This window comes from Scytonema sp. UIC 10036 (assembly GCF_009725235.1).
On sequence record NZ_WJFC01000207.1, the window covers coordinates 1 to 23,862 of the forward strand.

The 23,862-nt window shown below is 41.3% G+C and carries 21 protein-coding genes and 2 pseudogenes; 10 read left to right on the top strand and 13 right to left on the bottom strand.

All coding sequences use genetic code 11. The features are described from left to right. Positions 1–92 precede the first annotated feature (92 nt). Positions 93–695 carry a Uma2 family endonuclease gene (locus F7734_RS50395; RefSeq protein ID WP_155751823.1) on the top strand — a complete coding sequence of 201 codons (603 nt, stop codon included), beginning with the start codon at positions 93–95 and terminating at the stop codon, positions 693–695. 174 nt (positions 696–869) lie between these two features. Here F7734_RS50395 and F7734_RS50400 read toward each other — a convergent pair whose 3' ends face one another. Further along, complete coding sequence (locus F7734_RS50400) at positions 870–2,219, bottom strand: TIGR03985 family CRISPR-associated protein (protein WP_166482659.1); 1,350 nt, start codon at positions 2,217–2,219, stop codon at positions 870–872. A gap of 145 nt (positions 2,220–2,364) precedes the next feature. On the opposite strand from F7734_RS50400, the gene F7734_RS64655 reads away from it, so the two are divergent. After that, positions 2,365–2,541: a hypothetical protein gene (locus tag F7734_RS64655; protein ID WP_243147520.1), complete on the top strand. Its 177-nt coding sequence runs from the start codon at positions 2,365–2,367 to the stop codon at positions 2,539–2,541. Between the two features lie 284 nt (positions 2,542–2,825). Further along, complete coding sequence (locus F7734_RS50410) at positions 2,826–3,152, top strand: DEAD/DEAH box helicase family protein (RefSeq protein WP_155751824.1); 327 nt, start codon at positions 2,826–2,828, stop codon at positions 3,150–3,152. Positions 3,153–3,432: 280 nt separating this feature from the next. Here F7734_RS50410 and F7734_RS50415 read toward each other — a convergent pair whose 3' ends face one another. Further along, positions 3,433–3,738 (bottom strand): hypothetical protein, encoded by a 306-nt coding sequence (locus F7734_RS50415; protein WP_155751825.1) that lies wholly within the window; start codon positions 3,736–3,738, stop codon positions 3,433–3,435. A 193-nt stretch (positions 3,739–3,931) separates the two neighbouring features. Here F7734_RS50415 and F7734_RS50420 point away from each other — a divergent pair, with 193 nt between their 5' ends. Next, entirely contained in the window at positions 3,932–5,521 is a 1,590-nt protein-coding gene (locus F7734_RS50420; RefSeq protein ID WP_155751840.1) for an alkaline phosphatase, read from the top strand. Positions 5,522–5,879: 358 nt separating this feature from the next. On the opposite strand, the gene F7734_RS50425 is transcribed toward F7734_RS50420, so the two are convergent. Then, positions 5,880–7,466, bottom strand: a complete 1,587-nt coding sequence (locus tag F7734_RS50425; protein WP_166482660.1) for an alkaline phosphatase D family protein — start codon at positions 7,464–7,466, stop codon at positions 5,880–5,882. Positions 7,467–8,732: 1,266 nt separating this feature from the next. Between F7734_RS50425 and F7734_RS50430 the strand changes: the two genes are divergently transcribed. Continuing rightward, on the top strand, positions 8,733–10,124 hold the full coding sequence (locus F7734_RS50430; protein WP_155751826.1) for a malic enzyme-like NAD(P)-binding protein: 1,392 nt from the start codon (positions 8,733–8,735) through the stop codon (positions 10,122–10,124). A gap of 92 nt (positions 10,125–10,216) precedes the next feature. Here the strand turns inward: F7734_RS50430 and pstB are convergent, their stop codons facing one another. From pstB to F7734_RS50475, 9 genes and pseudogenes are all read right to left on the bottom strand, one after another. After that, positions 10,217–11,023: a phosphate ABC transporter ATP-binding protein PstB gene (gene pstB / locus F7734_RS50435; RefSeq protein ID WP_155751827.1), complete on the bottom strand. Its 807-nt coding sequence runs from the start codon at positions 11,021–11,023 to the stop codon at positions 10,217–10,219. 475 nt (positions 11,024–11,498) lie between these two features. Continuing rightward, positions 11,499–12,248, bottom strand: a complete 750-nt coding sequence (locus F7734_RS50440; protein ID WP_155751828.1) for a creatininase family protein — start codon at positions 12,246–12,248, stop codon at positions 11,499–11,501. Positions 12,249–12,253: 5 nt separating this feature from the next. After that, positions 12,254–12,526, bottom strand: coding sequence for a cupin domain-containing protein (locus F7734_RS50445; RefSeq protein ID WP_155751829.1), 273 nt, complete (start codon positions 12,524–12,526; stop codon positions 12,254–12,256). Between the two features lie 241 nt (positions 12,527–12,767). Continuing rightward, entirely contained in the window at positions 12,768–14,000 is a 1,233-nt protein-coding gene (locus F7734_RS50450) for a hypothetical protein (RefSeq protein WP_155751830.1), read from the bottom strand. Between the two features lie 222 nt (positions 14,001–14,222). Next, positions 14,223–14,540, bottom strand: coding sequence for a hypothetical protein (locus F7734_RS50455; RefSeq protein WP_155751831.1), 318 nt, complete (start codon positions 14,538–14,540; stop codon positions 14,223–14,225). A 212-nt stretch (positions 14,541–14,752) separates the two neighbouring features. Then, positions 14,753–15,138 (bottom strand): annotated as a pseudogene (locus F7734_RS50460) (four helix bundle protein). A 10-nt stretch (positions 15,139–15,148) separates the two neighbouring features. Then, positions 15,149–15,604 (bottom strand): annotated as a pseudogene (locus F7734_RS50465) (transposase); the annotation flags it as partial. Next, complete coding sequence (locus tag F7734_RS50470) at positions 15,595–15,780, bottom strand: hypothetical protein (protein WP_155751833.1); 186 nt, start codon at positions 15,778–15,780, stop codon at positions 15,595–15,597. The pseudogene F7734_RS50465 and the gene F7734_RS50470, both read right to left, overlap by 10 nt. A 144-nt stretch (positions 15,781–15,924) precedes the next feature. Continuing rightward, a complete protein-coding gene (locus tag F7734_RS50475; protein WP_155751834.1) occupies positions 15,925–16,206 on the bottom strand; it encodes a hypothetical protein in 282 nt (93 codons plus the stop codon). Between the two features lie 486 nt (positions 16,207–16,692). Here F7734_RS50475 and F7734_RS50480 point away from each other — a divergent pair, with 486 nt between their 5' ends. The 5 genes from F7734_RS50480 (at position 16,693) to F7734_RS50500 (ending at position 22,550) form a co-directional block, all read left to right on the top strand. Further along, entirely contained in the window at positions 16,693–17,373 is a 681-nt protein-coding gene (locus F7734_RS50480) for a response regulator transcription factor (protein WP_155751835.1), read from the top strand. Between the two features lie 40 nt (positions 17,374–17,413). Continuing rightward, positions 17,414–18,766 carry an ATP-binding protein gene (locus tag F7734_RS50485; protein ID WP_243147521.1) on the top strand — a complete coding sequence of 451 codons (1,353 nt, stop codon included), beginning with the start codon at positions 17,414–17,416 and terminating at the stop codon, positions 18,764–18,766. A gap of 115 nt (positions 18,767–18,881) precedes the next feature. Further along, a complete protein-coding gene (locus F7734_RS50490) occupies positions 18,882–19,856 on the top strand; it encodes a sodium-dependent bicarbonate transport family permease (protein ID WP_155751837.1) in 975 nt (324 codons plus the stop codon). 563 nt (positions 19,857–20,419) lie between these two features. Then, a complete protein-coding gene (locus F7734_RS50495) occupies positions 20,420–21,103 on the top strand; it encodes a carbonic anhydrase (RefSeq protein ID WP_243147522.1) in 684 nt (227 codons plus the stop codon). Positions 21,104–21,257: 154 nt separating this feature from the next. After that, positions 21,258–22,550 (top strand): proton extrusion protein PcxA, encoded by a 1,293-nt coding sequence (locus F7734_RS50500; protein WP_155751838.1) that lies wholly within the window; start codon positions 21,258–21,260, stop codon positions 22,548–22,550. A gap of 164 nt (positions 22,551–22,714) precedes the next feature. Here the strand turns inward: F7734_RS50500 and F7734_RS50505 are convergent, their stop codons facing one another. Next, positions 22,715–23,074 (bottom strand): Mo-dependent nitrogenase C-terminal domain-containing protein, encoded by a 360-nt coding sequence (locus tag F7734_RS50505; RefSeq protein WP_155751843.1) that lies wholly within the window; start codon positions 23,072–23,074, stop codon positions 22,715–22,717. Positions 23,075–23,862: the final 788 nt, after the last annotated feature.

Below are 23,862 nucleotides of genomic sequence, written 5' to 3' on the forward strand. Positions count from 1 at the left end.
CCATTGAGAATGCGTAAGTCCCGATCGACTTAAATCGACCTTAAAATAATATTATAGACTTGCATGACGAATAACAAAATGAGGAACAAAAAATGACGACGCTATTAATTCAAACTCAAAGCGTCCCACTGACGGTTAATCTTCCTGCTATCAAATCAATGACTGTGGAACAGTTCTACGAATTCTGTCAAGCCAATCCCGATTTAAGAATTGAGCGTAATGTCAGTGGAGAAGTCATCGTTATGCCACCTGCTTTTTCAGATACAGGCAATCGCAACTTCAAAATAGCTGTACAACTGGGGAACTGGGCAGAACAAGATGGAACAGGCGAGCCTTTTGATTCTAGTGCAGGTTTTACCTTGCCCAATGGGGCAACTCGCTCCCCCGATGCCTCATGGATTAAACTAGAGAGATGGAATGCCTTAAGTGAGGAACAAAAAGCATCATTTGCTCCAATTTGTCCAGATTTCGTAATTGAGTTACGCTCAAAGAGCGATCGCCTTAATGAATTGCAATCTAAAATGCAGGAATATATTGACAATGGCGTAACATTAGGATGGTTAATCGATCGCAAAAACCGTAAAGTTCACATATACCGTCCCAATAGAGAACCTGAAATCTTAGATAATCCAGAAACAGTGAGTGGTGAACCACTACTACCAGGATTCGTGCTACAGATGGAGAAAATCTGGTGATAGATGTCATAGTTGTACAAATAGTTACTACAAAATAAGTGTTTTTGCTATCGGAAACAAGGCACTTGGACTGACTGTGCTCGTGAACTTTATCGTCGTGGTCAAGCGTTATTTAATTAATGATAGCCTCACGCTCTACACCCAGACGCTGTAAAGACGCGAAATTTTGCGTCTCTACTGGTATAGGTTAAATTCTGTAGCAACATCATCAGCAATGTTTTTTCGTAATTCCCAAGGCAGAATGACTTCAGCTTTTGGTCGCCATGCTCGTATACGCATACTGACATTATTATCGCCGTGTCGGTAATAGAGGCGATAGTAAGCATCTTTGTCGGAACGATTTTCTAAAACTTTGAGTAATGTCTGTCGTTCTGGTGGCTTTGTATTTTGCTGTATCAGATTCTTGGCTTGTTTGTAGCTAATTGCCTCAAAAGTTTCGTGTCGAAAGGTATTTTGAATATAGCGCTCGTGAAAATTGCGGTCAAATCGTAATAGCATCAATTGGGAGGGTAAATAGAAATCAAATCCCCACGCTTTGGACATTTCTATAGCAATGTAATCTGGATGGGGTAAAGATGCTTGTCGATCGCACTTTTGTAAATTTGCGGGAAGATCTGATGTCCATTCTAAAGCAGTCATTTTGTGAATGCGATCGAGGCGAAAATTGTACCAGTGTGTTTTTTGTTCAGGGCTTTCACCGTAAGCACACAGATAAACTGCTCTTTGGACGTAGTAAATACAGACTGGATAAACGATGCAATTTACAGTGTTTCCCAATCTAGCGCTTTTATAACTGAGTTTTACTGGTGGTACGGGAGTTTTTGCCCAAAGTTGTTTTAATTTATGCTGCCAATCCTCTACTACATCAATGGTACTTCGAGGAATAACGTAATCTAGTTGTAGGAAAAAGCGTTGCACGCCGTTGATTTTTTGGGCGTGAGTTTCTGCGATTGCAACCAAATCTTCTTGTAGAAAGTTTAATTCATAAGCACTCACTTGGGTAGGTGTGACTTCATCTTGAGAACTAGCAGGACGTGGTGGAAATTCCCGCACGCGATGATATTTTTGGGCTTTGTATTCCAGCCAGCCAAGATCGACGAGAGTTTGCAAATCGCCTTGGAGAGAACGACGAGTGACACCGAACAAGCGCTGTTGTAGCTGTTGTTCCAGGTGAGATAAATCTATACCCGTGTGAGCCAGCATCAATTCCTTCCACTCGCGTGCAGTGATGCTAGTTTGTTTGCTAAATAACCACTCGGATGTTATTTTGGAACACGAACAAAGAGAGTCATGTGGTTTGGGAATAATATCTCCTTTAGGATGCGAGCGAGTGAAGAACGCATCTCGCCATTCTGCATAAGTGAAAGAGTCATTTAAAACCAAACGCTCTTGACTGTTTCCGTAGAGCGATCGCAACCACACCCATAAGCGAATAGCCCGCAACAGGTTTTGTTTGAGGGAACCTCGTGCCAACCACTGTAATAATTCTACAGAAGGAAGATCTTGAAAAACTTGTTCGGACACTAGCTGAATTCCTGTATGTGTGACTTTACTTTATGATAAAGCTAATTGGAAGCAGGGTTTTCCAAAGAGAATAAAGATTGTCAAAATAGAAAATTGCGGCAATATGCCGTACAATTGAACAGAATACATATCCATAAAGGCTGTTGTGAGTACTACAATATTTGACAGTTCCGAAGATAACTCTAAGCGTTCTACTTTAGAACGCTTAGAGGCTCGTGTTAGCAAAGAACAAAAGGAACTTTTCCAAAGGGCTACTGATATTCAAATAACAATGTTCATCGCTATTTTGGGCAAAACGCCCAACTTTCTTGTTGTAGATTAAGTATTTTAAGCGGTATTTTAATAACAGCGTATAATACACCTATTTACTATGCAGAGCAACTTTACGAGCAATTACTAAAATCCGCTAAGAACCGAGCGAAAAAACTTCAAATAGTTTGTGGCAATTTGGTAACTTAGAAGCCAATTTATTTACTAAAAATATTATTCCTTACACTATCTACGAACTAGATAAATTATTTAGTGCAATCAACTATATTTTTAAACAATGTGAATTGCAACTAAACCATCTAAGTTCTGTTAGTTAAAATAATTATTATCAATATAATGATAGCCGAAACGAATTTCTCCATTATTGACCAATACTTCCAAACTCTAACCACCTTTCTCCCACGAGATTTTCAACGAAAAACCGTCGCCAAACTCTTACAACGCCAAAACATCCTCCTTCGCGCACCTACAGGATCGGGTAAAACTGAAACAGCGATCGCGCATTGTTGGCGCAATCTGATACCATTTCACTTTTTTAGTGATACAAATGCCTTGGTAGGGGCGCAAGGCCTTGCGCCCCTACGACCAATGTATATGTATTACGATCGCGATTTCGGGTTAGGACAACCAAAGGGGCTGATACAAGAGTTGTGTGATGCCTAATTGTGTGAAGTTGTATAAAAAATGTTTACACCCTGCAAGGCGACTGAAACTCAACTTGCTAGGACTTACGCAACACCAACTGTATTTCAGGGATTTTACGCCTTGGAGATCCCCCCATCTCCCCCCAACCCCAGAGGGGACCCCTAGCCCCCCTTAAAAAGGGGGCGTAAGTTTTGCTTGCGTGTAGTTGCCGTTCTTTATGTAATACGTTTCCAACTGCTTACACGCCGCAAGGGGGACTGAAACCTTCTATATTACATAAACGGATAAGTTTCATCCATTAGAATCTCTTTTTAAAAAGACGACAAACAATCTCTCCAGGATCGTTTTTCCCAAAAGGTAAAGCAGTTCCGTCTTTTTGAATTTTCTTGCGATCGCGACAATTATAAACCTCAACAGGTCTTTTCACCCCATCAACACTAAGAACAGCCCTATATTCCCAATAATTTTTGGCACTTCGTTTAATATCAATAATACAAATCTGATGCCCATTGTCATTACGGCAAAAAGATGCATATGCGGGCAGTGTGAAGAAAAAGCATATAGCAATTACTAGTACCAAAGAAAGATGTTTCAGTAGAATCATATTGATATAATATTTGACTCAATATTTATATTAATCCTAAAAGAATGCGAATATTTCAAATAATATTAAGCAATATTTAACAGTATCTTAACTATACATTGGACGCTAAATTGTTAATCTTTTGATGCGTATTTATAAGTTATTTCAGTTTTTAGAAAAAAGTCCTGCTAAATACCAAGAGGCGAGATTTGTCATGAAGCACTTGCATATCGAACGATTGCTATCAACTCCATTGAAGCGTCGTAACCTTTTAATTGGTGGTGGATTCTTAACAGGTTTAGCACTGACAACGCAGTGGACAAGCAGAGTCAATGCTCAAGCTAAATTTTCTAACTATCCCTTCAGTCTTGGTGTCGCATCAGGAGAACCCTATCCTAGAAGCGTTGTTATCTGGACGCGATTGGCTCCAGATCCACTAAATGGAGGTGGAATGCCGTCAGAAAATATCCCCGTACAATGGCAAGTTGCTACTGATGAAAAAATGACGAAGGTTGTGCGGAGCGGTACAACCTATGCAATTCCTGAATTAGGACACTCCGTACACGTTGTTGTAGAAGGATTGCAACCTGCTCGATGGTACTGGTATCAGTTTAAAGCAGGCAATGAAATTAGCCCTGTTGGACGCACTCGTACAGCTCCTACTCTTGGGCAAAAAATAGAACGATTCCGCTTTGCATTTGCTTCTTGTCAGAATTGGGAAGATGGCTACTATGCAGCATATAAGCATATGGCAAAAGAAGAACTCGAGCTCGTTGTTCATCTTGGTGATTATATATACGAAGGAGCTGCAAATCCCACTCGTATCAGACAGCATAACGGACCAGAACCCGTAACACTGGAAGAATATCGCAACCGTCACGCCCTGTACAAAACTGACGAAGACCTACAAGCCGTTCATGCTGCTTTCCCGTGGGCTGTGACTTGGGACGACCACGAAGTAGACAACAACTGGGCGGATGAAATTCCTCAAGACCCACAATTACAGTCGAGAGAGCAGTTTCTTGCACGTCGTGCTGCTGCTTTCCAAGCGTATTACGAACATATGCCATTGCGCCCGTTGTCAAAACCAGAAGGCATCGATCTGCAACTTTATCGGCGTCTCACCTTTGGCGATTTAGTGGAATTTAACGTGCTAGATACTCGCCAGTATCGCACCGATCAGCCTTGTGATGACGGTATCAAACCCCGATGTGAAGAAGCTTTTAACCCATCTGCCACTTTGACTGGTTCCAAACAGGAGAAATGGCTGTTTAATGGTCTCGATCGCTCCAAGGCTCGTTGGAATATTCTTGCCCAACAGGTAGTGTTTACCCAACATGATTGGACTGCAGGGGAAGAGTCAGCTTTTAACGTTGATGCTTGGGATGGTTATGTGGCTGCTCGTCAGCGCATTCTTGATTTCCTCAATCAACGCAGACCCTCGAACCCAGTTGTTATTACTGGTGACACTCACTCTAGTTGGGTAAGCGACCTTTTAGCAGACTTCAACAACCCTGGTTCTCCTGTGGTGGGAACTGAGTTTGTCGGTACTTCTATTACCTCCGGTTTCGGCGCAAGCGACAGAATTGAAGCAGCTTTACCTGAAAGCCCCTGGGTAAAGTATTTTAACGGAAGACAGCGCGGTTATGTTCGTTGCGATCTCACTCACGAACGTTGGAGAAGTGATTACAGATTGTTACCACAGTCTCCACCTACCGGAGCAAATGTTCCCGATCCCAATGCACCAATTACTACGGCTGTATCTTTTGAGCTTCCAAATCAGGGAACTGTGAGACAAGTGTAGGTGGGTTAAACTTGGGAATTGAGCATGGGGCATTGTTTAAAGCTATTCAATTCCCCTTGTTCAATTTTCAGTATTTGATAAAAACTTTGTATATTTATATAATTTTTTTAACATTTTACATATAAGTCAATACGGTTCAGTTAGAGCTAAAAACCTGATTTTGGGTAGGTTGGGTTGAGGAACGAAACCCAACATTTATCAGAATTTGTTGGGTAACGCTATCGCTCTACCCAACCTACAATTTCCGAGATCCCTTGCAGTATTGACACCCCATCTAAGTAGCATGATGCATAGTAATTATCTTTTGTAAGACGTGAGATATCTCGTCTCTACAAAAGATAACCAGACAAAAATTTCCTTAAATTTTCTGAGCGCCCGGTTGTCCGCTTGTAACGATAAACGAAGCAATGTTGCTAATTGTAGCAGCCTCTCGGTTAGCAGTTGTCGAAACGACTCGATAATCGCTTCGCCAAGTGTTACGTGTAATTTGACAGCTGATGTAACCGCGAACATCACCGTTAAAAAACTTGACGTGCGGGTTTTCTGACAAGTTTGCTTGGACGTTTGGAGCCCAAGGACAAAGAGAACTAATTGATGTACCAGCAAATTCAGTTGCTAAGGTTTCAGAATTTGGGTCATCAAAATCTTTCTTAATATCTTGAACACAGAAAGAGTGCCAGTCCCCTGTGATAATAACGGGATTGGATGGGCGACGGCTTTCTATAAAGTCTAAAATTCTTTGCCGCGCAGCAGGATAACCATCCCATTGATCCATATTGAATGCTTTTTCTGTTCCTGCTCGATAGTCAATTTGTCCAAACCAGATTTGTTGAGCTAGAACATTCCAACGAGCTGGCGATCGCTCCAATCCTTTAAACAGCCATTCTTCCTGTTCTTTGCCAGTCATTGTGAGAGCAGGATCGAGTCTATCTGGGCAATCTGGTGCAGAGGGAAAAGTTTGCAAGCAGACTTGATCCGAACGATATTGACGAGTATCAAGCACGTTAAAAGAAGCTAAATCGCCAAAAGCAAACCGCCGATACAGTCTAAGATCGTCACCTGTTGGAAATGATTTCAAGCGCAGGGGCATATGCTCGTAGTATGCTTGGAAAGCTACTCTACGACGCTGGCGGAACTGTTCGGGCGACTGTCTATCTGGATCTTCTGGGACAAAACCCGCCCAGTTATTATCTACCTCGTGGTCATCCCACGTCACAATCCAAGGGAATGCTGCGTGAGATACTTGTAAATCTGGGTCGCTCTTGTACAGGGCGTAGCGGTTGCGGTAGTCCTCCAACGTAATGATTTCTGGACTATTGTGCTCGCGGACTCTATTGGGATTTGTGCTAATTCCACCTTCGTAAAGGTAATCCCCCAAGTGGACAACAAAGTTAAGGTCTTCTTCAGCCATGAACTTGTAGGCTGTATAAAAACCGCTTTGGTATTCCTGACAAGAAGCAAACGCAAAATTCAATTGGCTAATAGAGGTTCCCAAAGCAGGTGCAGTCCGAGTACGTCCGATAGGGCTAAGTTCGTTTCCGACCTTAAATTGATACCAATAAACCTTATCTGGTTCTAAGCCTTGAACATCAACGTGTACGGAGTGAGCTAGTTCTGGAGTTGCCACAGCAAATCCCTTCTGCAGCACTTTTGTCATACTTGCATCGGCTGCCAATTGCCACCTTACAAGAATATTTTCCTGTGGCATACCACCGCCGTTAATTGGGTCAGGTGCTAAACGCGTCCACAAAACAACTCCATTTGATAATGGATCTCCAGAGGCAACACCAAGAGTAAAAGGATAGGCAGAAAACTTTGGTTGAGCTAGTACTCTGTGTGACCATTGGCTGGCAATTGTAAAACCCAAAAACCCACCAGCACCAATTAACAGGTTTCTTCTTTTGAATTTAGTTGACAAATAATGCTCAAAATTTGAACGGCGCACAGATACCTCCTTCAGAGTTGGGGAAATTCAGGGGCAGTGAGAGGAGTGATTTCGTGGAGTTTCTACAGTGTCGTTAATCTCACTTAAGCCTGAGTTGTCCCGATAAATGTTAAGTAAAGACCTTATCAAGCGAACGTTAACAACCTGTCAAGTAACAGCCAATTTGTGGTTAAAGCTAAGTTAATGAGGGATTAGGAGAAAAATAACTGAGAGATAATTTATAAAGTAAATATTAAGAAGACTGTAGGTTGGGTTGAGGAACGAAACCCAACATTTAATCGAATTATTGGGTGTCACTTCGTTTTATCCAACCTACACAAAACATTTGGCGATTTAAGATTTACTTTATAAATGACCTCTGAAGGATGTTAAGTAGTAAGGTTTACGTTAGCTGTTTCCTGTAGAGACGTGCTGTTGGAAGCGTCTGAACGAAAAAACAGATTTTTTATCCTCGGTTTTGACTACTGTCCTAACAGCTTTAGAAATAGTAAACCAAAGATTCTGGAAAGAAAGTAAGCCCTTCATGGCATCAGATGGCAAAAATATTGCATAAGATTCTGGAATCTAAAGTTGCTAATTTGTATTTATTTTTAGAAGAAAATTAACCAAACAAAGTATAAACTAATTTAGGAGTTAAATATGACTACACAAGGTAACAACGACGAACGAACACGCGACCTTGGACCCCCACGAAACCCAGACTCTGGTCGCGGAATACCCAGACCTGAACCCCTCCCACCAAACCAAGAGTAATCAGTAACCGTTCACAGGATTTTCAATTCCGAATCGTTTTCTATCATCTTGATAGATTTAGCTGAAACTAAGTAGGTGGGCGTGAATATTTATCGTTGGGAAAAGGCAGGAAGCGCAGGGCAGAAGGGAAGACAGTTTGAGACTTATTTATATTTCTTTACATAGTTACATTTAATCATGCCTACTTACTTAGTTTTTACCTTATAAGCAACATAAGCAAAATATTTTTTTCCTTGAGGACACAGCGCAGCATGGCATCCCGATCCGCTACTGACTTGGCTAATGCTTACACATACGCAGAAGCTCACCCCGATGAAATTGAACTCGCTATTGAGCGCAATGAGGTAGCGTAGTTAATGGCACGCTTTTACATGGATGAGTAGAAATATCACGGACTTGAGGCGATTTTGCTGGCGGAATGGGAAGAGCTTGTCTACTGAATTGTTACTATGTATACTGAAGTGTCACTCAATTTTTACTTCTGACAGTCAACAATCTTGGTTTTAACAAAGAATGGCAGACCTGACCCCTAATTCTAGTTTTAGCGTGACAATCCGGGTGGAAATCCCCAACCGCATTGGAATGTTGGCGACTGTAACCAAAGCGATCGCAACCACTGGCGGTAACTTTGGTCAAATTGACCTCATAGAACAGACAAGAGCTATTTCGATTCGCGATATCACCGTCGATGCAGCTAGCACCGAGCATGCAGAGACAATTGTGCAAGCGGTTAAAGCCTTACCAGATATCAAGGTTTTGAACGTCTATGACCGCACTTTCAATTTGCACCGTGGTGGAAAAATTAGCATTACCAGTAGAATTCCCCTTAAAAGTGTATCAGATTTAGCAATGGCTTACACGCCAGGAGTAGGGCGTATATGCAATGCCATTGCTCAAAATCCCGAAGAAGTTTACAATTTAACCATTAAACAAAATACAGTAGCTATTGTTACTGATGGTAGCGCGGTCTTGGGATTGGGAAATCTCGGTCCGGCGGCAGCTTTGCCAGTTATGGAAGGTAAAGCTATGCTATTTAAGGAATTTGCAGGGATTGATGCTTTTCCCATTTGCTTGGCGACTCAAGACACTGACAAAATTGTTGAGGCTGTCAAAAATATTGCGCCAGTCTTTGGAGGAGTGAATTTAGAAGATATCGCCGCTCCTCGTTGTTTTGAAATTGAAGCTAAACTCAGACAGGAACTAGATATTCCTGTTTTTCACGACGATCAGCACGGTACGGCGATCGTCACCTTAGCTGCGTTATTGAACGCTTTAAAGCTAGTCCGTAAGTCTATCGCAGACGTTCACATCGTTATCAACGGTGCGGGAGCAGCAGGAGTCGCTTGTGCTCGATTGCTCCGCAAAGCAGGAGCAGAAAAAATTTGGATGTGCGATTCCAAAGGTATTCTTTCTATCAATCGTACAGACCTTACAGAAGAAAAGCGCGAATTTGCTGTCAAAGCTCAAGGGACTCTGGCTGGTGCATTGCAAGGAGCAGATGTCTTTATCGGCGTTAGCGTACCGGGAGTCCTAACACCAGAAATGGTGCGTTCTATGGCAAAAGATCCGATTGTGTTTGCAATGGCAAATCCAATTCCTGAAATTCAACCAGAATTAGTTAAAGACGATGTTGCTATTATGGCAACAGGTCGCAGTGACTACCCAAATCAAATCAATAATGTTTTGGCTTTTCCTGGTGTTTTCCGAGGTGCTTTGGATTGTCGGGCAGCAACAATTACCATCGGTATGTACTTGGAAGCTGCAACTGCGATCGCATCTTTAATTAACACGAATGACCTTGACAAAGAACACATTATTCCTTCCGTATTTGATGAACGTGTTGTGACTGCTGTTGCAGGAGCCGTGCAACGTGCAGCACGTCAAGAAGGTGTTGCCAAAAATTAATTTCTAATTCCTAGAGATTTTCTCATAAAAAAACCCAATCGACTTCTAGTAGGACGGGTATCCTTGCCCGTCCTAATATGAGCGAGTAAATTTCAACCAAATTGACCACTCACGTACTTTTTAGTGTCTTCCTGTTTGGGATCTTGGAAAATGTCTTCTGTAGTGCCATGCTCTACGAGGTAACCAGTCCGAGCGCCATTGTCTAAGGTTTGAACGTTAAAAAAGGCAGTCATATCGGACACCCGTAAAGCTTGTTGCATATTGTGAGTCACAATCACGATCGTGTAATTCTGTTTGAGTTCGTGCAACAAATTTTCAACCCGTATGGTGGAGATGGGGTCAAGTGCAGAGCAAGGTTCATCCATGAGAATGACTTCTGGCTGCACTGCGAGGGCACGCGCAATACATAAACGTTGTTGTTGTCCTCCAGACAAAGATAAACCACTTTGGCGCAGTTTATCTTTGACTTCATCCCAAAGAGCCGCTTGTCGGAGCGATCGCTCCACCAACTCATCCATATTGCCTTTAAAACCGTTCAGCCTTGGACCAAAGGCAATATTGTCATAAATTGACTTTGGAAATGGGTTTGGTCTTTGAAACACCATTCCAATCCTGCGACGTACTACAACAGGGTCGATGTGAGGTGCATACAAATTTTCCCCCTGATAATAAACTTTTCCTTCAGTTCGGAACCCCGCAACTAGGTCATTGAGACGGTTATAACACCGCAACAAGGTACTTTTTCCACATCCAGAAGGACCAATGAAGGCAGTGACTCGATTTTGAGGAATCTCAAGCCAAATTTTGCTTAAAGCCAAAAATTTGCCGTAGTAGACGTTGAGATCCTCGGTACGCAAAACAGTTTCCGTTTGATTTTCTTGAACGATATTGATTGCCATACTCTTAAGCTAGAGAAAAAGTAAGGTGTTGGCAGTAGATAATTTCAAAAGGGACTTTGGAATTAAATTCTCTTTGGAATTATGCCCTGAAAATCTCCTAGAGAAAAATATCTCAGCGAAGAGGTTCTAGTTACTCAGACAGAACCTTTCAGAGATTTAAATTCTCTTTTAAAGCTTCTATGTTTAAATATTTTTTATGAAAAATGTGACCTCTTGACAGAAAAAATTCTGTTTGTCAAGTAAGTTTACTGAAGCTTACTGAAACTTCATTAAGAATTTATCCTTCAATTTCAATAACTGCCACTTTTATTTCACTTCCTAAATTAGAGAAACTTTTTCATATATACATAAAAATCAAGAGTAAAGTCTATTACTTTTTTGGAAAAAAGTCCGTGAGTTTTTTGTAAGTGGCAGGCAGGATGCCTTACAATCACCGTACTCTGGTCACCACCAAAGTACGGCGCTGCTCTGGGCATCAATTTGATGAATTTAAGAACTCTAGATACCCCTGGCTCAGTTCCTTGACGGCTAATTCATAGAACTGCTGACCGTGTTCGGGTGTTGCTAAGGCAGGATTTGAACCCATTCTGCCATCAGGATATTTTTGGCGAAAGTCAGTTGCACCATAAATTTTATGTCCGCTACCCACTTCTGAAGAAAGAGGCGCTTGTTTGATTGCTTCTGGATAGACATACTGTGTCACGGCGACTTCACTCGGCGTTGCATGAGAACCTTCTTGGTCACCGTATAATTCTTTTGCTAGCTTGTAAACTGAACTACACATAAACCAGTTAGCAATTTGGCATTGCACTTTATGGGCATCGGTAATCTGCAAATCTTCCAAGTGGGCGTAGGTTTCAGAAAAAGCTGCCTTGAGGGTCGCAATGTTACCTCCATGCCCGTTGATAAAATAAAACTTGGTAAAACCAGCTTTTGCTAAAGAGGTGGCGTAGTCCCGCACCAGTTGAATCATCGTACTCGGACGCAAACTTATTGTGCCGGGAAATTTTGTGTGATGCAATGCCATACCAACGTTGATTGTTGGACTAACTATTGCTTGAGTTGCTTCTCCCACACCACGTGCGATCGCTTCTGCACAAATTGCATCTGTGCCAATCAATCCCGTCGGTCCGTGTTGTTCTGTGGAACCGATAGGTAAAATAATACCTTGCGACTGTTGTAAATATGCTTCTACTTCTTGCCAAGTCATTAAATGTAACAGCATTTTTTCTAATCAAAACAATAATGTTTTTTTACATCGCTTCTAATATCCCAGGTGCAGGACATTCCCGCAGGAAAAGTGACTAAATCTCCTTTGCCCATTTGCACTGGCTGACCACCATCAGGAGTCACGATGACATCCCCTTCTAAAAAATAACAAGTCTCTTGCTCGTCGTAAGTCCAAGGAAATTTGGATGCTTCCTTAGTCCAAATTGACCATTGGAAGACACCTAATTCCTTGAGGCGTTCTTGGCTGGGCTGGTGCTCTATCTTAGGTTCCATTTTGCGCTCATTCCTACAAGTAATATTAAAAAGCACTCTTCGATATTATCCTTACTTTTAAAAAAAGTTGGTGTTGCTGAATGACAGCATAATGCAACTGCAATGCTCAAAAGTTGATATAGCCTTTCTCAGTCTCATAAGGTACACCCCCCTTTCATCCCCCCAAGGCATCGGGGGGACAGAGGGGGGTAATTTTCGTACTTCACCAAGTTGAAATTTGCTATAAATAACATCTCATGCACTATATAGAAGCAGTCTCCCTTGGAGAAAGGGTCTTTAAAAAAGTTTCTAAATTTTCAATAGAGACTAATTCATCAAACATCGACGGTACTGTATTGTGGATTCTCAGATGGATCGCCCTACCGGATTTGTCTTCTAGCCATTCGTAAATCAGGTTGTTTTTCACGGCTTGGGTGAGGAGGATGTGATGGAGCGGGAAGGCTTTTCTCGCGAGAGTGCGTTGGTCTTTGGAGAGAGCATACCAGACTGTTTCTTTTCTGTCGGGGTTGATTTTGGCGATCGCTTCAGTGATTTGTTTCCAGTCGGCTTGTCCCATGGCTGCTTGTAAAAGAACTTCAGTTGCTTTGAGTTCATCTAAAGACAGTTCTGAAAGGGGAGTTCTCAGGGGAGATTGTGCCATCGATAGGTCAGCTTGGTGTTGTGTAATTTTCTCCAGAGTTATCTGACGTTCGACACTTTCTTGGGAAGCAAATGGAGGTTGGATGGGAGTGAGCACGGGTTGATCGAGTTCCAAGACCAACTTTTTGCTAGGGTCTAATAAGATAAACTCCTTTCCCTGAAATTGGACTTTGGGGAGCGTCGGGTTAATGGCAACACTCAGGGATGAACTATCTTCTTCGACAACAGAAGTTGGAAGCGATATTTCCGTAACGCTGGATTGGATTTCTAGAACTTTCACCACTTCCTGTCGCAGTTCTATTGATTGGGCTGTAATCGTTTGAGGTGTTTTCCCTTCTTCTCGTGCCATGCGCTCCAGAGCTACGCCTGCAGTTGGATGGTCGTAGATATCTCCCGTATTGAAGAACATACCACCCTCACCCCAAATGGTATCTCTGAGTTGCTGAGGTTTTCTTTCCCGCTTGATAAGGGTTTTGGTAAGGTCTTCTATCTTGGCTGGCGTAATATCGGTTAAATTTTCCAGAGCCTGCCTTACAGGATCTAGAGAGGGGCGAGTTAATTTCTTGAGAGCCAGTATGCCCAGTGCGGATATTTCTTGGGGGTCGCAATCTGAGTATGCTTGTACCAATTCTAAATATTCTTTAATATCTTTGGGGTTCTGCTCGTAGCGTTTGAGTTCCCTGTTGAATTCTATTTTGCCAATGCTCTTTTGGATCGCAACCAGTTCTGACGCTGCTTCTAGGAGTTCCAGGGTGGCTTCTTGGATTTGGGCGAGCCAGGATGAAATATTTTCTTCTAGGGGGAGCTGGCAAAATAGGGCTGAGGTTGCTATCATAATCTCAACTTAAAAATTTATTGTTGTTACTTTGCCCCCTTCAGAGCCGTTAACTCGTTGGGGGAATTTCTATTTATTATACAGCAACCCGGAATCTTTTCGTTGCGCTTTAAAAAAATTAAACTTTAAAGATGGCTTTGCAGCCAGTGGTAATTAGTTGGCGTTGTTGAATCAACGTATGAGTCATACAAGCAGTATAAATAGCAACATTCAGCAAATAGACTATCTAGAAGCACTCTTATCCCTTGGAGAAAGGGTATTTAAAACGACTGCTACATCTTCAACAGATAGAGTTCGATCGAACATTCCTGCTACCGGATTATGGATTCTCAGTAAAATCACTTGACCGGATTCATCTTCTAGCCATTGGTAAATCAGGTTGTTTTTAACGGCTTGAGTGAGGAGAATGTGGTGAGGAGGAAACGCTTTTATTGCTAAAGCGCGTTGGTATTGAGATAGGGCAAACCAGACCTTATCTTTTCTGTCGGGTTGAATAAGGGCGATCGCACTCTTGATTTGGTTCCAATCGGCTTGTCCCATAACCGCTTTTAGTAGGACTTCAACCGCTGTTAGCTCCACCAAAGAAAGGCAAAGAGTTTTGATGAGGTGTTCTATTTTGGTTGGGGTAATATCGGTTAAATTTTCTAACGCATCTCTGACAGGAGTCAGGGAGGGGCGGATTAATTTCTTGTAAGATTCAGGTGAAAAAAGGAATGCAGGGATGCAGGGGATGAGCAGGGATGCAGGGGAGATTAATGATTCATTAACCAGGGATGGTATTATTAATCATATTTACCAAACCGGATAAAACTTGGTTGTAACGTCCGTAAAGTTCTCGTCCAGTCTCGACATCCATGTAGTTGGATTTGACAGCAAATTCAATCCAAGTCCTAGCTTCGTTCGCTTCGGCTTCGCAATCATTTAATTTAGCAACAAATGCTGCTTCATAACGACGTTTCCGCCAAGCTTCTGCTATGTTGGCACATACAGAACGTGAAGCGCGACGAATTTGGTCAGTTAAAGAATATCGTTCCTCGGAAGGAAATTGCTTTGAGATCTCAAAAATTTTCATTGCCGCTTCAAAGGCAATTTTGTAAATTCCCAAATCTTTATGGTCTCTAATTGGTTCTTTAGTCATTGTCTTGCCCTCAAGATTCAGGTTGAAGATTGGGAATTAGAGAAGGACAAGATTGAAAACCATGAGAATGAGCTTTCAATGCTTGTGCAAAAAAATCGATGGCCTTTCTTCCTTGACGACGACAAGTTTGTACCACCGTCAATATATGAGCCGTGTGCTGAAATCGCTCCATTGACCTTGAGCCACCACTAACTTTACGCTTAGTAACAGCCAAGCGTAAGGAGCGTTCTGCCAAATTGTTGTCAGGAGGTACTTCTGGGTGGTCAAGAAAGTACCACCATTGTTCGGCTTTGTCATGCAAAGAGCGTAAAAGCTTGAGAGCAGTGGCTCCTGCATGAGCAATCCACTGATTGATACTCAATTGCACTTTTTGTTTGAATTGAGTTGCCCAATCGTGGTAAGTGACTATCACATTAGTCTCTTGCCACAGACGATAATTTTTGAATGCTTCATCAATCATGAGATTTTACTATCTAAATCTCTGCTAAGTTTTAATCTGTCTATTTCTTGCTGGAGTTCTAATACTCTGTTGTGTAACTCTCGAATGACATTTCCCTGCTCAATGATGTTACTCACCAGTTCTTCAGTAGACAACTGGCTGAGAATTTCTCTGTCTTGTTCTTGAGGCAGGTGTTTGTTCATAGTTTCGATGCTCCACCCCAAGCCTCCCCTTTGTCAATACCTACCACCTAAATCCTGACGACGAATCATTCATCTTCCCCTGCATCCCCTTCCTCCCCTGCATCCCCTGCTCCCCCTGCATCCCTCTTTTACCCACCTGAATCCTTACAATTTCTTCAGGGTGAGGATGCCCAGTGCGGATATTTCTTGGTGGTCGCACTCTGAGTACATTTGTGCTATTTCTAAATACTCTTTAATATCTTTGGGGTTTTGCTCGTAACGTTTGAGTTCCCTGTTGAATTCTATTTTGCCAATGCTCTTTTGGATGATTGCCAATTTTGATGAGGCTTCCAGAAGTACCAGGGTGGCTTCTTGGATTTGGGCGAGCCAGAATGAAATATTTTCTTCAAGGGGGAGCTGGCAAAAGATGGCTGAGGTTGCTATCATAGTCTCAACTAAAGTAATTTTATTGGATATTTCTGCCCCCTAAGAGCCGTTAACTTTTTGGGGGAATTTCTATTTATTATACAGCAATACCCGCTCTTTTTGTGACGCCTTAAAAAAATTAATTTTTAAAGATTGCTTTGTGGTCAGTAGTCCACCACATTTGCTTTGAGGGGTAAAACGATTTTTTTTCTGTGGTTTTCTATCTGGGAATGCAGCACAGCAGGCTGTGTAGAGCGATACAGGAGGCTGAGCCTCTGGTAAGGCATTCCCAGGCTGAGCCACCGGCTCGAGGTGAACGCCTACATGGGTTGATAATCAAGAGCATTCTACGATATTATGCTTAGTTTGAGGCTACATTCGGTATAGAGAATGGGGTAGGGTCAAAAAAATTGCCCCATTTCCGATACCGATGGTTTAATGCCTCCTAGAATTCTGCTATTTTATGGCAAAGTCAAAAAACATCCAACTAACGTAAATTGACCTATTATGAGGATTCTGCTAGTTGAAGATGAACCAGGGATTGCTCAATTCATCCGTCAAGGTTTAAGAGAAACGGGTTACGCTGTAGATGTTGCTCTTGATGGTAAACAAGGTAGGGAATATGTCTCCTCTGCTGAATACGACATTATCATCTTAGACATCATGCTACCCAAAATTGATGGGTTGAAGCTACTTGGAGAGTTCCGGAGTCAAAAAATTCAAACTCCAGTTTTACTGCTTACAGCAAGGGATACTGTAGAAGACCGGGTGGAAGGATTAGATCGGGGCGCAGATGACTACTTGGTCAAACCTTTTGCATTTTCAGAACTCCTAGCACGTTTGCGGGCTTTGCAACGCCGCCCTCCTCTACAATTTAATACGACGTTGCAAGTTGGGGATTTAACGATGAATGTCGTTAAAAGAGAAGTTGAGCGTGCAGGGCGTGTGATTGAACTCAGTCCTTTAGAATTTAAACTTTTAGAATATTTGTTGCGTAACTCCAATTCAGTAGTCACCCGAACTCAAATAGGAGAACATGTCTGGGATTTTGATTTCTACAGCGATTCCAACATTGTTGATGTATACGTCGGTTATCTCAGACGAAAAATAGACCGAGGTTTTGACCAGCCACTACTCCATACAGTCAGAGGGGTAGGATATTGCCTGAAATCTTATTCCAATAGTTAATTGTATGTTTTTTTTGCCTTTAAATAAAAGTACTATTAGGATGCGTCTCACAGCATGGTATATACTGCTTTTGGGGTGTACGCTGGTACTTTTTGGGACTTACCTGTACTTTCAATTAGAACATAACCTACTCAGTCAATTAGACAAAGCTTTGCAACTTACTGCATCTGCAACTGTCGCCGAGTTGGTTGAACGGGATGGTCATCCTGCTTTTCACATCACAAATCAGTCAGAAAATATTACCCGTCAGCTAGCTAATGCTGGGTTTGCCGTGCAGTTAGTTTCACCCAAGGGTGAAATATGGGATGGCATTGGCAGTTATTTAGTTGTTCCAACGTTTGAAGAAATAAAAACGGGTTACACTAACGTAACCCAACACGATCAAATTTGGCGAGTTTATACTCAACCATTACCTTTATCCCCCACTGTTGGTTGGTTGCAAGTTGCTCAAACCCTTGAACCAATTTCTAGAGCAACAGAACATCTGCTAACTGTGATGCTTTTTTGTTGTCCTCTGATTGTTTTGATGGCAGGGTTTGGAGGATTCTTTTTAGCTGAAGGGGCGTTACGTCCTATGGAACGCATTATCCATACCGCACAGACAATTAGTCCTCATGATTTCACCCAACGCATTGGCTATCAAGGTTCAACAGATGAAGTGGGACGATTAGCTATCACCATAGATGGAATGTTAGATCGCCTGCAAGCAGCTTTTGAGCATGAACAACGATTTACGGCAGATGTATCTCACGAGTTACGCACACCTCTGACAGTGATTAAAGGACGACTGGGTGTTACTTTAAGCCGAACTCGCACTGTAGAAGAATACGAGAGTACCCTACAAGAATTACAACGGGAGGTCAATCGCTTGATTCGCCTGACGAACAGGCTGCTTTTCTTAACTCGTTTGGAGCAAAGCGAATCCGACTACCAATTTAGCTTCACGAATGTTGATTTGAGCGATCTACTGGAAATCCTTATAGAGCAAATTCAGCCGATGGCAGAAATTAAGAGCATTCCGATAAGTGTTAGTATAGAGCCTTCGCTTTACGTTCCCGGCAACTCCGACCACTTAACCCGCCTGTTTTTAAATTTACTGGATAATGCCATCAAGTATACACCCCATGAGGGCCTAGTTACGGTGAAAGCACATCGGCACGGGGGACAGGTTCAAGTGATTTTCACGAATACGGGTCAAGGAATTAGAGCCGAACATCTACCCCATCTCTTTAAGCGTTTTTACCGCGCCGATAGCGATCGCTCCCGCGATACAGGAGGATCGGGATTGGGACTGGCGATCTCCCATGAAATTGTTCGCTTGCATCAGGGTACTATTGAGGTCACGAGTGAACCCGAGCATATCACAAACTTCATTGTACAATTGCCATGTTAAAGATCGGGACTACCTAAGAATATTCTTAAGTCTTTCTCACGATTTTCTTAAGATCTGTGAACTAACCTATACATCAGTTCATCAAGATTCATAACTCTTAGGTAAGAAAATAACAATGGATGGCAGTTTAGTCCTATCTAACATCCTGAATCCACCAGTTTTATTCTTTTTCGCGGGAATGCTGGCGGCCCTGTTGAAGTCTGACTTAGAAATCCCTCAACCCTTACCCAAACTATTCTCGCTTTACTTACTTTTAGCTATCGGGTTTAAGGGAGGACATGAACTAGCAGAAAGTGGGATTAACTGGCAAATCGCCATTACTATTATAGCGGCTATTCTCATGGCTGCAATAGTCCCGGTATATACCTTCTTTATCCTGAGAATCAAACTTGACCAATATAACGCAGCTGCGATCGCATCCACCTACGGTTCCATCAGTGCAGTCACTTTTATTACAGCTAGTTCTTTCCTCGAAAAAATGCACATAACCTACGGAGGGCATATGGTTGCAGCACTAGCCATCATGGAATCTCCGGCTATTATTGTTGGTTTAATTCTCCTGAGAGTCTTTGGTGCTAAGGCAGAAAGTGAAGAACAGTTTTCTTGGGGAAACGTTCTGCGCGAGGCTTTTTTAAATGGCTCTGTTTTTCTACTCATTAGCAGTTTGATCGTTGGATTGCTGACGGGAGAACAAGGTATGGAGAGGTTATACCCGTTCACTAATGAAATTTTTTACGGTGTGCTGACCTTCTTTTTACTCGATATGGGATTGGTTGCAGCTAGAAGAATTAGAGACTTGGGGAAAACAGGTTCTTTCTTGATAGCATTTTCCATCTTCATACCAGTTGCGAATGGGATCTTAGGAGTTTTGATATCAAAAGTTTTAGGTATGGGAGAAGGAAATGGTTTGTTGTTCGCGGTTTTATGTGCAAGTGCTTCTTATATCGCAGTTCCTGCAGCTATGAGATTAACAGTTCCCGAAGCTAACCCCAGCCTATATGTATCTATGGCTCTGGCTTTGACATTTCCCTTCAACATTATCGTAGGAATTCCTCTCTACTTGCAAATTGTAAATCTTGTTGGTGCATAAACTATACAGCTTGCCAAGTAGATAAATAGCTACTTGAGTAAATTCTAAATCAATCAGTACAAGTATTCATGACTAGTTCATTCGTGGCAATTTAAGAGAGCACACTCTTTGTCAATAAGCAATGAAACTGAAAATTTTTGAGAGACTTTGTAGAAAACTTACAATTTCAGGAAAATTTCCACATAATCTTTATATCTGTCTCTCCAGAATCCAGTTAAAGTTCTGATAATAGGTGAATTAAATACCTGAACTCGAACTCTCTATTCAGCATAATTGCTTATTAACTTTAGAAGTGCTATCTTAACCAGTCACGAATGCGACTGGTCTGTAGTTGCTTTAAACGCGTTCGCCGCTAGCGTGCTGTAGGTTAGACAGCGCAACTACTAACAAAGTTTAGAAATTTTCCCCGCTCTTTACACAATCGTGTTTTTTCACCAATCTACTTAATTATTGGTGTAACCACTAAATGAACTGGATGAACATTATGGTGCGACTACGGAATGAACTAAATCAACATTGTGGTGCGACTACCAAGCAAACCAAAAGTAAGGGAACAATGAGATATGAACTCCACAATGCCAGTCAAACGAATCATCAAAGGGCTTAATGAATTTCAAACCAACTATTTCACTATTCATCAGGAAATGTTTCGTCAGTTATCTCAAGGACAAACTCCTGAAATTCTCTTTATAACCTGTTGTGATTCCCGCATCGATCCAAATTTATTAACTCAAACAAAACCGGGAGAGCTTTTTATCATCCGGAATTTAGGTAATATTATTCCACCCCACGGTAGTTCAACTAGTGAAGGTGCTGCAATTGAATATGCTGTTTCAGACTTAAACATTAAACATATTATTGTTTGCGGTCATTCTCACTGCGGTAGTATGAAAGCAATTCTACAATTAAACAATTTATCTGATGAGATGCCTTTAGTTCATAACTGGTTAAAGCGTCATGCGGAGTCTACTCGTCGCCTTTTACGAGAAAACTATCACGGCTGCGATGTAGAAACCCTGCTAAAAATAGCTGTCGAACAGAATGTTCTGATTCAAATTGCCAACTTAGAAACTTATCCCGTGGTTCGTTCTAAATTACACGGTGATAAATTGTCTCTTCATGCCTGGGTTTATCAAATAGAAACAGGAGAAATATCTGCTTATGATGCCAAAAATAGTAAGTTTGTGCCGCTTAGTTCAGATCCTTTTCCCGTTCCCGATCCTTTAGCTTGTTTACAAGCTAGTTAATCTTTTGAAGAATTTCTATTTGTTTTTTTAAAGTAGGTAGGAGACAAATAGAGAGAATTTCAATACCAACATTTTTCTAACTTTACTTTCTCTTGGAATTTTCATGTAAAATATAATCTACCTACTTTTTTTGAATAGTACATCTACCAAAGATATGAAAAATTACGTAAATGCTTCGAGGTCAGATAAGTTAGTTAACAAAATCAATAATGTTCTTTATGAAAGCTCTCAATGGCTTTTTAACACACCTGAAAGAGCATTAGATCAGGCATATCAAATGGCGCTCAAAATTAAAGATATTGAGTTGAAACATTTTGGGGGTGACAAAGTTCCCATTCAATCAAGTGAGTACAGCCAAAATTTCTTAGAATGTTTTCAAATAGACGTTGAAAAATACTTAAATACAATCAAAATAAGGATTGCAGAATTTAAGACAAGCCGATTTTTTCAAAAAAACCCAAATTACGCATTTTTAGAGAAACTCAAGTTGATAGACGAGGTTCTTACAAAATACAACAATTGGGATGTTGAAATATCTACATTTAAAGCTACGGATTCTACTCAAAAATCTGTTGTTTCACCCATAGAAAATCAACAACCACGCTCAAAAAAATTATCTCAACCAAGTCTGAAAGATGTCACTCCTGTGACAAAGAAAACTGGTGTTCTTCCACGCTCCATTGGGAGAACAATTCAGAAAATCACAAATGATATGAGTCCGAGTTCTGAAGAAGATTTAGTCAGAAACTATCAGGTGTCTCGTCAAACAACCAGGCTAGCTATAAACTTTTTACTATTGTTAATCGTTACTCCTCTTTTGACTCAAGCAGTTTCAAAGCAGTTTTTGATTCTTCCTCTTGTAGAACATTATCGAGGGAGTGAGAGTACACCTATTTTTCTTAACCACGAAATGAAAGAGGAAGCTCTCGAAGAATTGCAGTTTTTTGAAGAGGAAATAAAGTTTGAGAGATTGCTGAAAAATTCTCCTCATATTACTGCAGAACTGGTTGAAGAAAAAGTATTAGCGAAGGTAAATGAGATAGCTGAAGAGTTTAAACATAAAAGCAATAGCGCGGTTGCGAACGTTTTTGCAGACTTAATCGGCTTAGTTGCTTTTGCAGGCGTTGTCGTGACAAACAAAAGAGGTATAGCCGCCATTAAAAATCTCCTCAATGAGATTGTCTATGGTTTGAGTGACAGCGCCAAAGCATTCATCATTATTTTAGTCACAGATATTTTCGTAGGATTCCATTCACAACATGGATGGGAAGTCATTTTGGAAAGTACGGCAAGTCACCTAGGTATTCCTGCAGATAGAAATGCTATTTTCCTGTTTATTGCAACATTCCCTGTTCTTCTAGATACCATAGTCAAGTACTGGATTTTCCGCTATCTGAATCAGGTATCACCTTCAGCAGTAGCAACACTCAAAAATATGAATGAGTAAAGAATTTTAAGAGTTGAAATTTGCCTTGTAGGTGAATGCAATCTACTAGTGTATAGCGCTGTCTCATAGATTGTATTCGCCTTTTTCTATATCCCCTGTTTTTATAGTTTAGGCGATCGCCAAGTTGTGTGCTTAACTTAACTTATATCGGACGAGAGTGTCTTCTAACAATAGGAGCGGATATCCTCACCGCACACATCCGCTAAGTAACACAAAGCACGAAAACGCAAGCCAACAAATTGATCGTAGAGAGGGTTGAGTTTGCACAGAGGGGGAATATGAGCAATTTTACGATTAAACAAAACAATATCTCTTTCAAATGGGCATTGGGCGGGGATTGTTTGAGCAATGAATCTTGCCAATTTTCGATTCTGAATATCTAGTGAATCAAGCCAATCGCGCAATGGTTGCAGTAAATCTGATTTAGGCTTAGCCAAGTGGTTGCCATTTACGGTTTCCTCGTTTCCAACACCAGGATTTACAAAAGCAGGGAAGTAGATGTTTTGATTGTTAGTTTCAAGCATAGTTGTTGTCAGGCTCCATTTAGGAATTATGTTCTGTTTTGTCATGAACCAAACCATCTATTGCAGCAGTTTAATGTACGCTGCCCATTAACAGCATGGTATCATCTTGCGGCAGCATTTACATAGATATTCACCGAGCAAATACCGCTAACAATGTTATTAAAACTGACTGGGATGTGAAAAACTGTCCAGCTTAATACAAAATTCTTAAAAGAATCTAAAGCGTTCTGTTTTCGCCTATGAAATGCTCATATCGATTACAACGGTTGTATACTTAAAAGGTAAATGACTTCTGCTTAAATCAAACAGTATCTTGAGTTGTAACTTCTCCAACAAAATGGTTGTTTTGCTCATACTTAGGCTAGATTTCACCAAGATTTAGTATCGGGACAACCGATTTTAGGCTATTCCCTAATTAGAAAATTGTAGGATTTGTTACAAAATGTAAAGGTATAAATAAATTAGATAAGTAAATATATCTAAAAAATAGTAGACACTCTCCCACTCTCGTTCCCAGCCTCAGGCTGGGAATGCCATACGGGAGGCTCCGCCTCCTGTATAGCGAGGCGTAGCCGAGCAGGTAAGAATTTTTGTAGGTTGGGTTGAGGAATTGGAGCTTAGAGGATGTTTGAAAAGTGGTTAGCTGTCATTTTAATCACATGATTACCCCCCTTAGTCCCCCCTTGGAAAGGGGGGAAATAAGAGAAATTCAGTTCCCTCCCCTTTATAAGGGGAGGGTTAGGGTGGGGTAAAAAATATTTGATACATCAATCATGACTTTTCAAACA

Coding starts and splice junctions, on each gene's coding strand:
- F7734_RS50415 (WP_155751825.1), bottom strand. CDS start 3,738: ATGATTCTACTGAAACATCTTTCTTTGGTACTAGTAATTGCTATATGC.
- F7734_RS50395 (WP_155751823.1), top strand. CDS start 93: ATGACGACGCTATTAATTCAAACTCAAAGCGTCCCACTGACGGTTAAT.
- F7734_RS50500 (WP_155751838.1), top strand. CDS start 21,258: ATGAAAAATTACGTAAATGCTTCGAGGTCAGATAAGTTAGTTAACAAA.
- F7734_RS50450 (WP_155751830.1), bottom strand. CDS start 14,000: ATGATAGCAACCTCAGCCCTATTTTGCCAGCTCCCCCTAGAAGAAAAT.
- F7734_RS50470 (WP_155751833.1), bottom strand. CDS start 15,780: ATGAACAAACACCTGCCTCAAGAACAAGACAGAGAAATTCTCAGCCAG.
- F7734_RS50440 (WP_155751828.1), bottom strand. CDS start 12,248: ATGCTGTTACATTTAATGACTTGGCAAGAAGTAGAAGCATATTTACAA.
- F7734_RS50490 (WP_155751837.1), top strand. CDS start 18,882: ATGGATGGCAGTTTAGTCCTATCTAACATCCTGAATCCACCAGTTTTA.
- F7734_RS50410 (WP_155751824.1), top strand. CDS start 2,826: ATGATAGCCGAAACGAATTTCTCCATTATTGACCAATACTTCCAAACT.
- F7734_RS50480 (WP_155751835.1), top strand. CDS start 16,693: ATGAGGATTCTGCTAGTTGAAGATGAACCAGGGATTGCTCAATTCATC.
- F7734_RS50420 (WP_155751840.1), top strand. CDS start 3,932: ATGAAGCACTTGCATATCGAACGATTGCTATCAACTCCATTGAAGCGT.
- F7734_RS50475 (WP_155751834.1), bottom strand. CDS start 16,206: ATGATAGCAACCTCAGCCATCTTTTGCCAGCTCCCCCTTGAAGAAAAT.
- F7734_RS50485 (WP_243147521.1), top strand. CDS start 17,414: ATGCGTCTCACAGCATGGTATATACTGCTTTTGGGGTGTACGCTGGTA.
- F7734_RS50495 (WP_243147522.1), top strand. CDS start 20,420: ATGAACTCCACAATGCCAGTCAAACGAATCATCAAAGGGCTTAATGAA.
- F7734_RS50455 (WP_155751831.1), bottom strand. CDS start 14,540: ATGGGACAAGCCGATTGGAACCAAATCAAGAGTGCGATCGCCCTTATT.
- F7734_RS50430 (WP_155751826.1), top strand. CDS start 8,733: ATGGCAGACCTGACCCCTAATTCTAGTTTTAGCGTGACAATCCGGGTG.
- F7734_RS50445 (WP_155751829.1), bottom strand. CDS start 12,526: ATGGAACCTAAGATAGAGCACCAGCCCAGCCAAGAACGCCTCAAGGAA.
- pstB (WP_155751827.1), bottom strand. CDS start 11,023: ATGGCAATCAATATCGTTCAAGAAAATCAAACGGAAACTGTTTTGCGT.
- F7734_RS50505 (WP_155751843.1), bottom strand. CDS start 23,074: ATGCTTGAAACTAACAATCAAAACATCTACTTCCCTGCTTTTGTAAAT.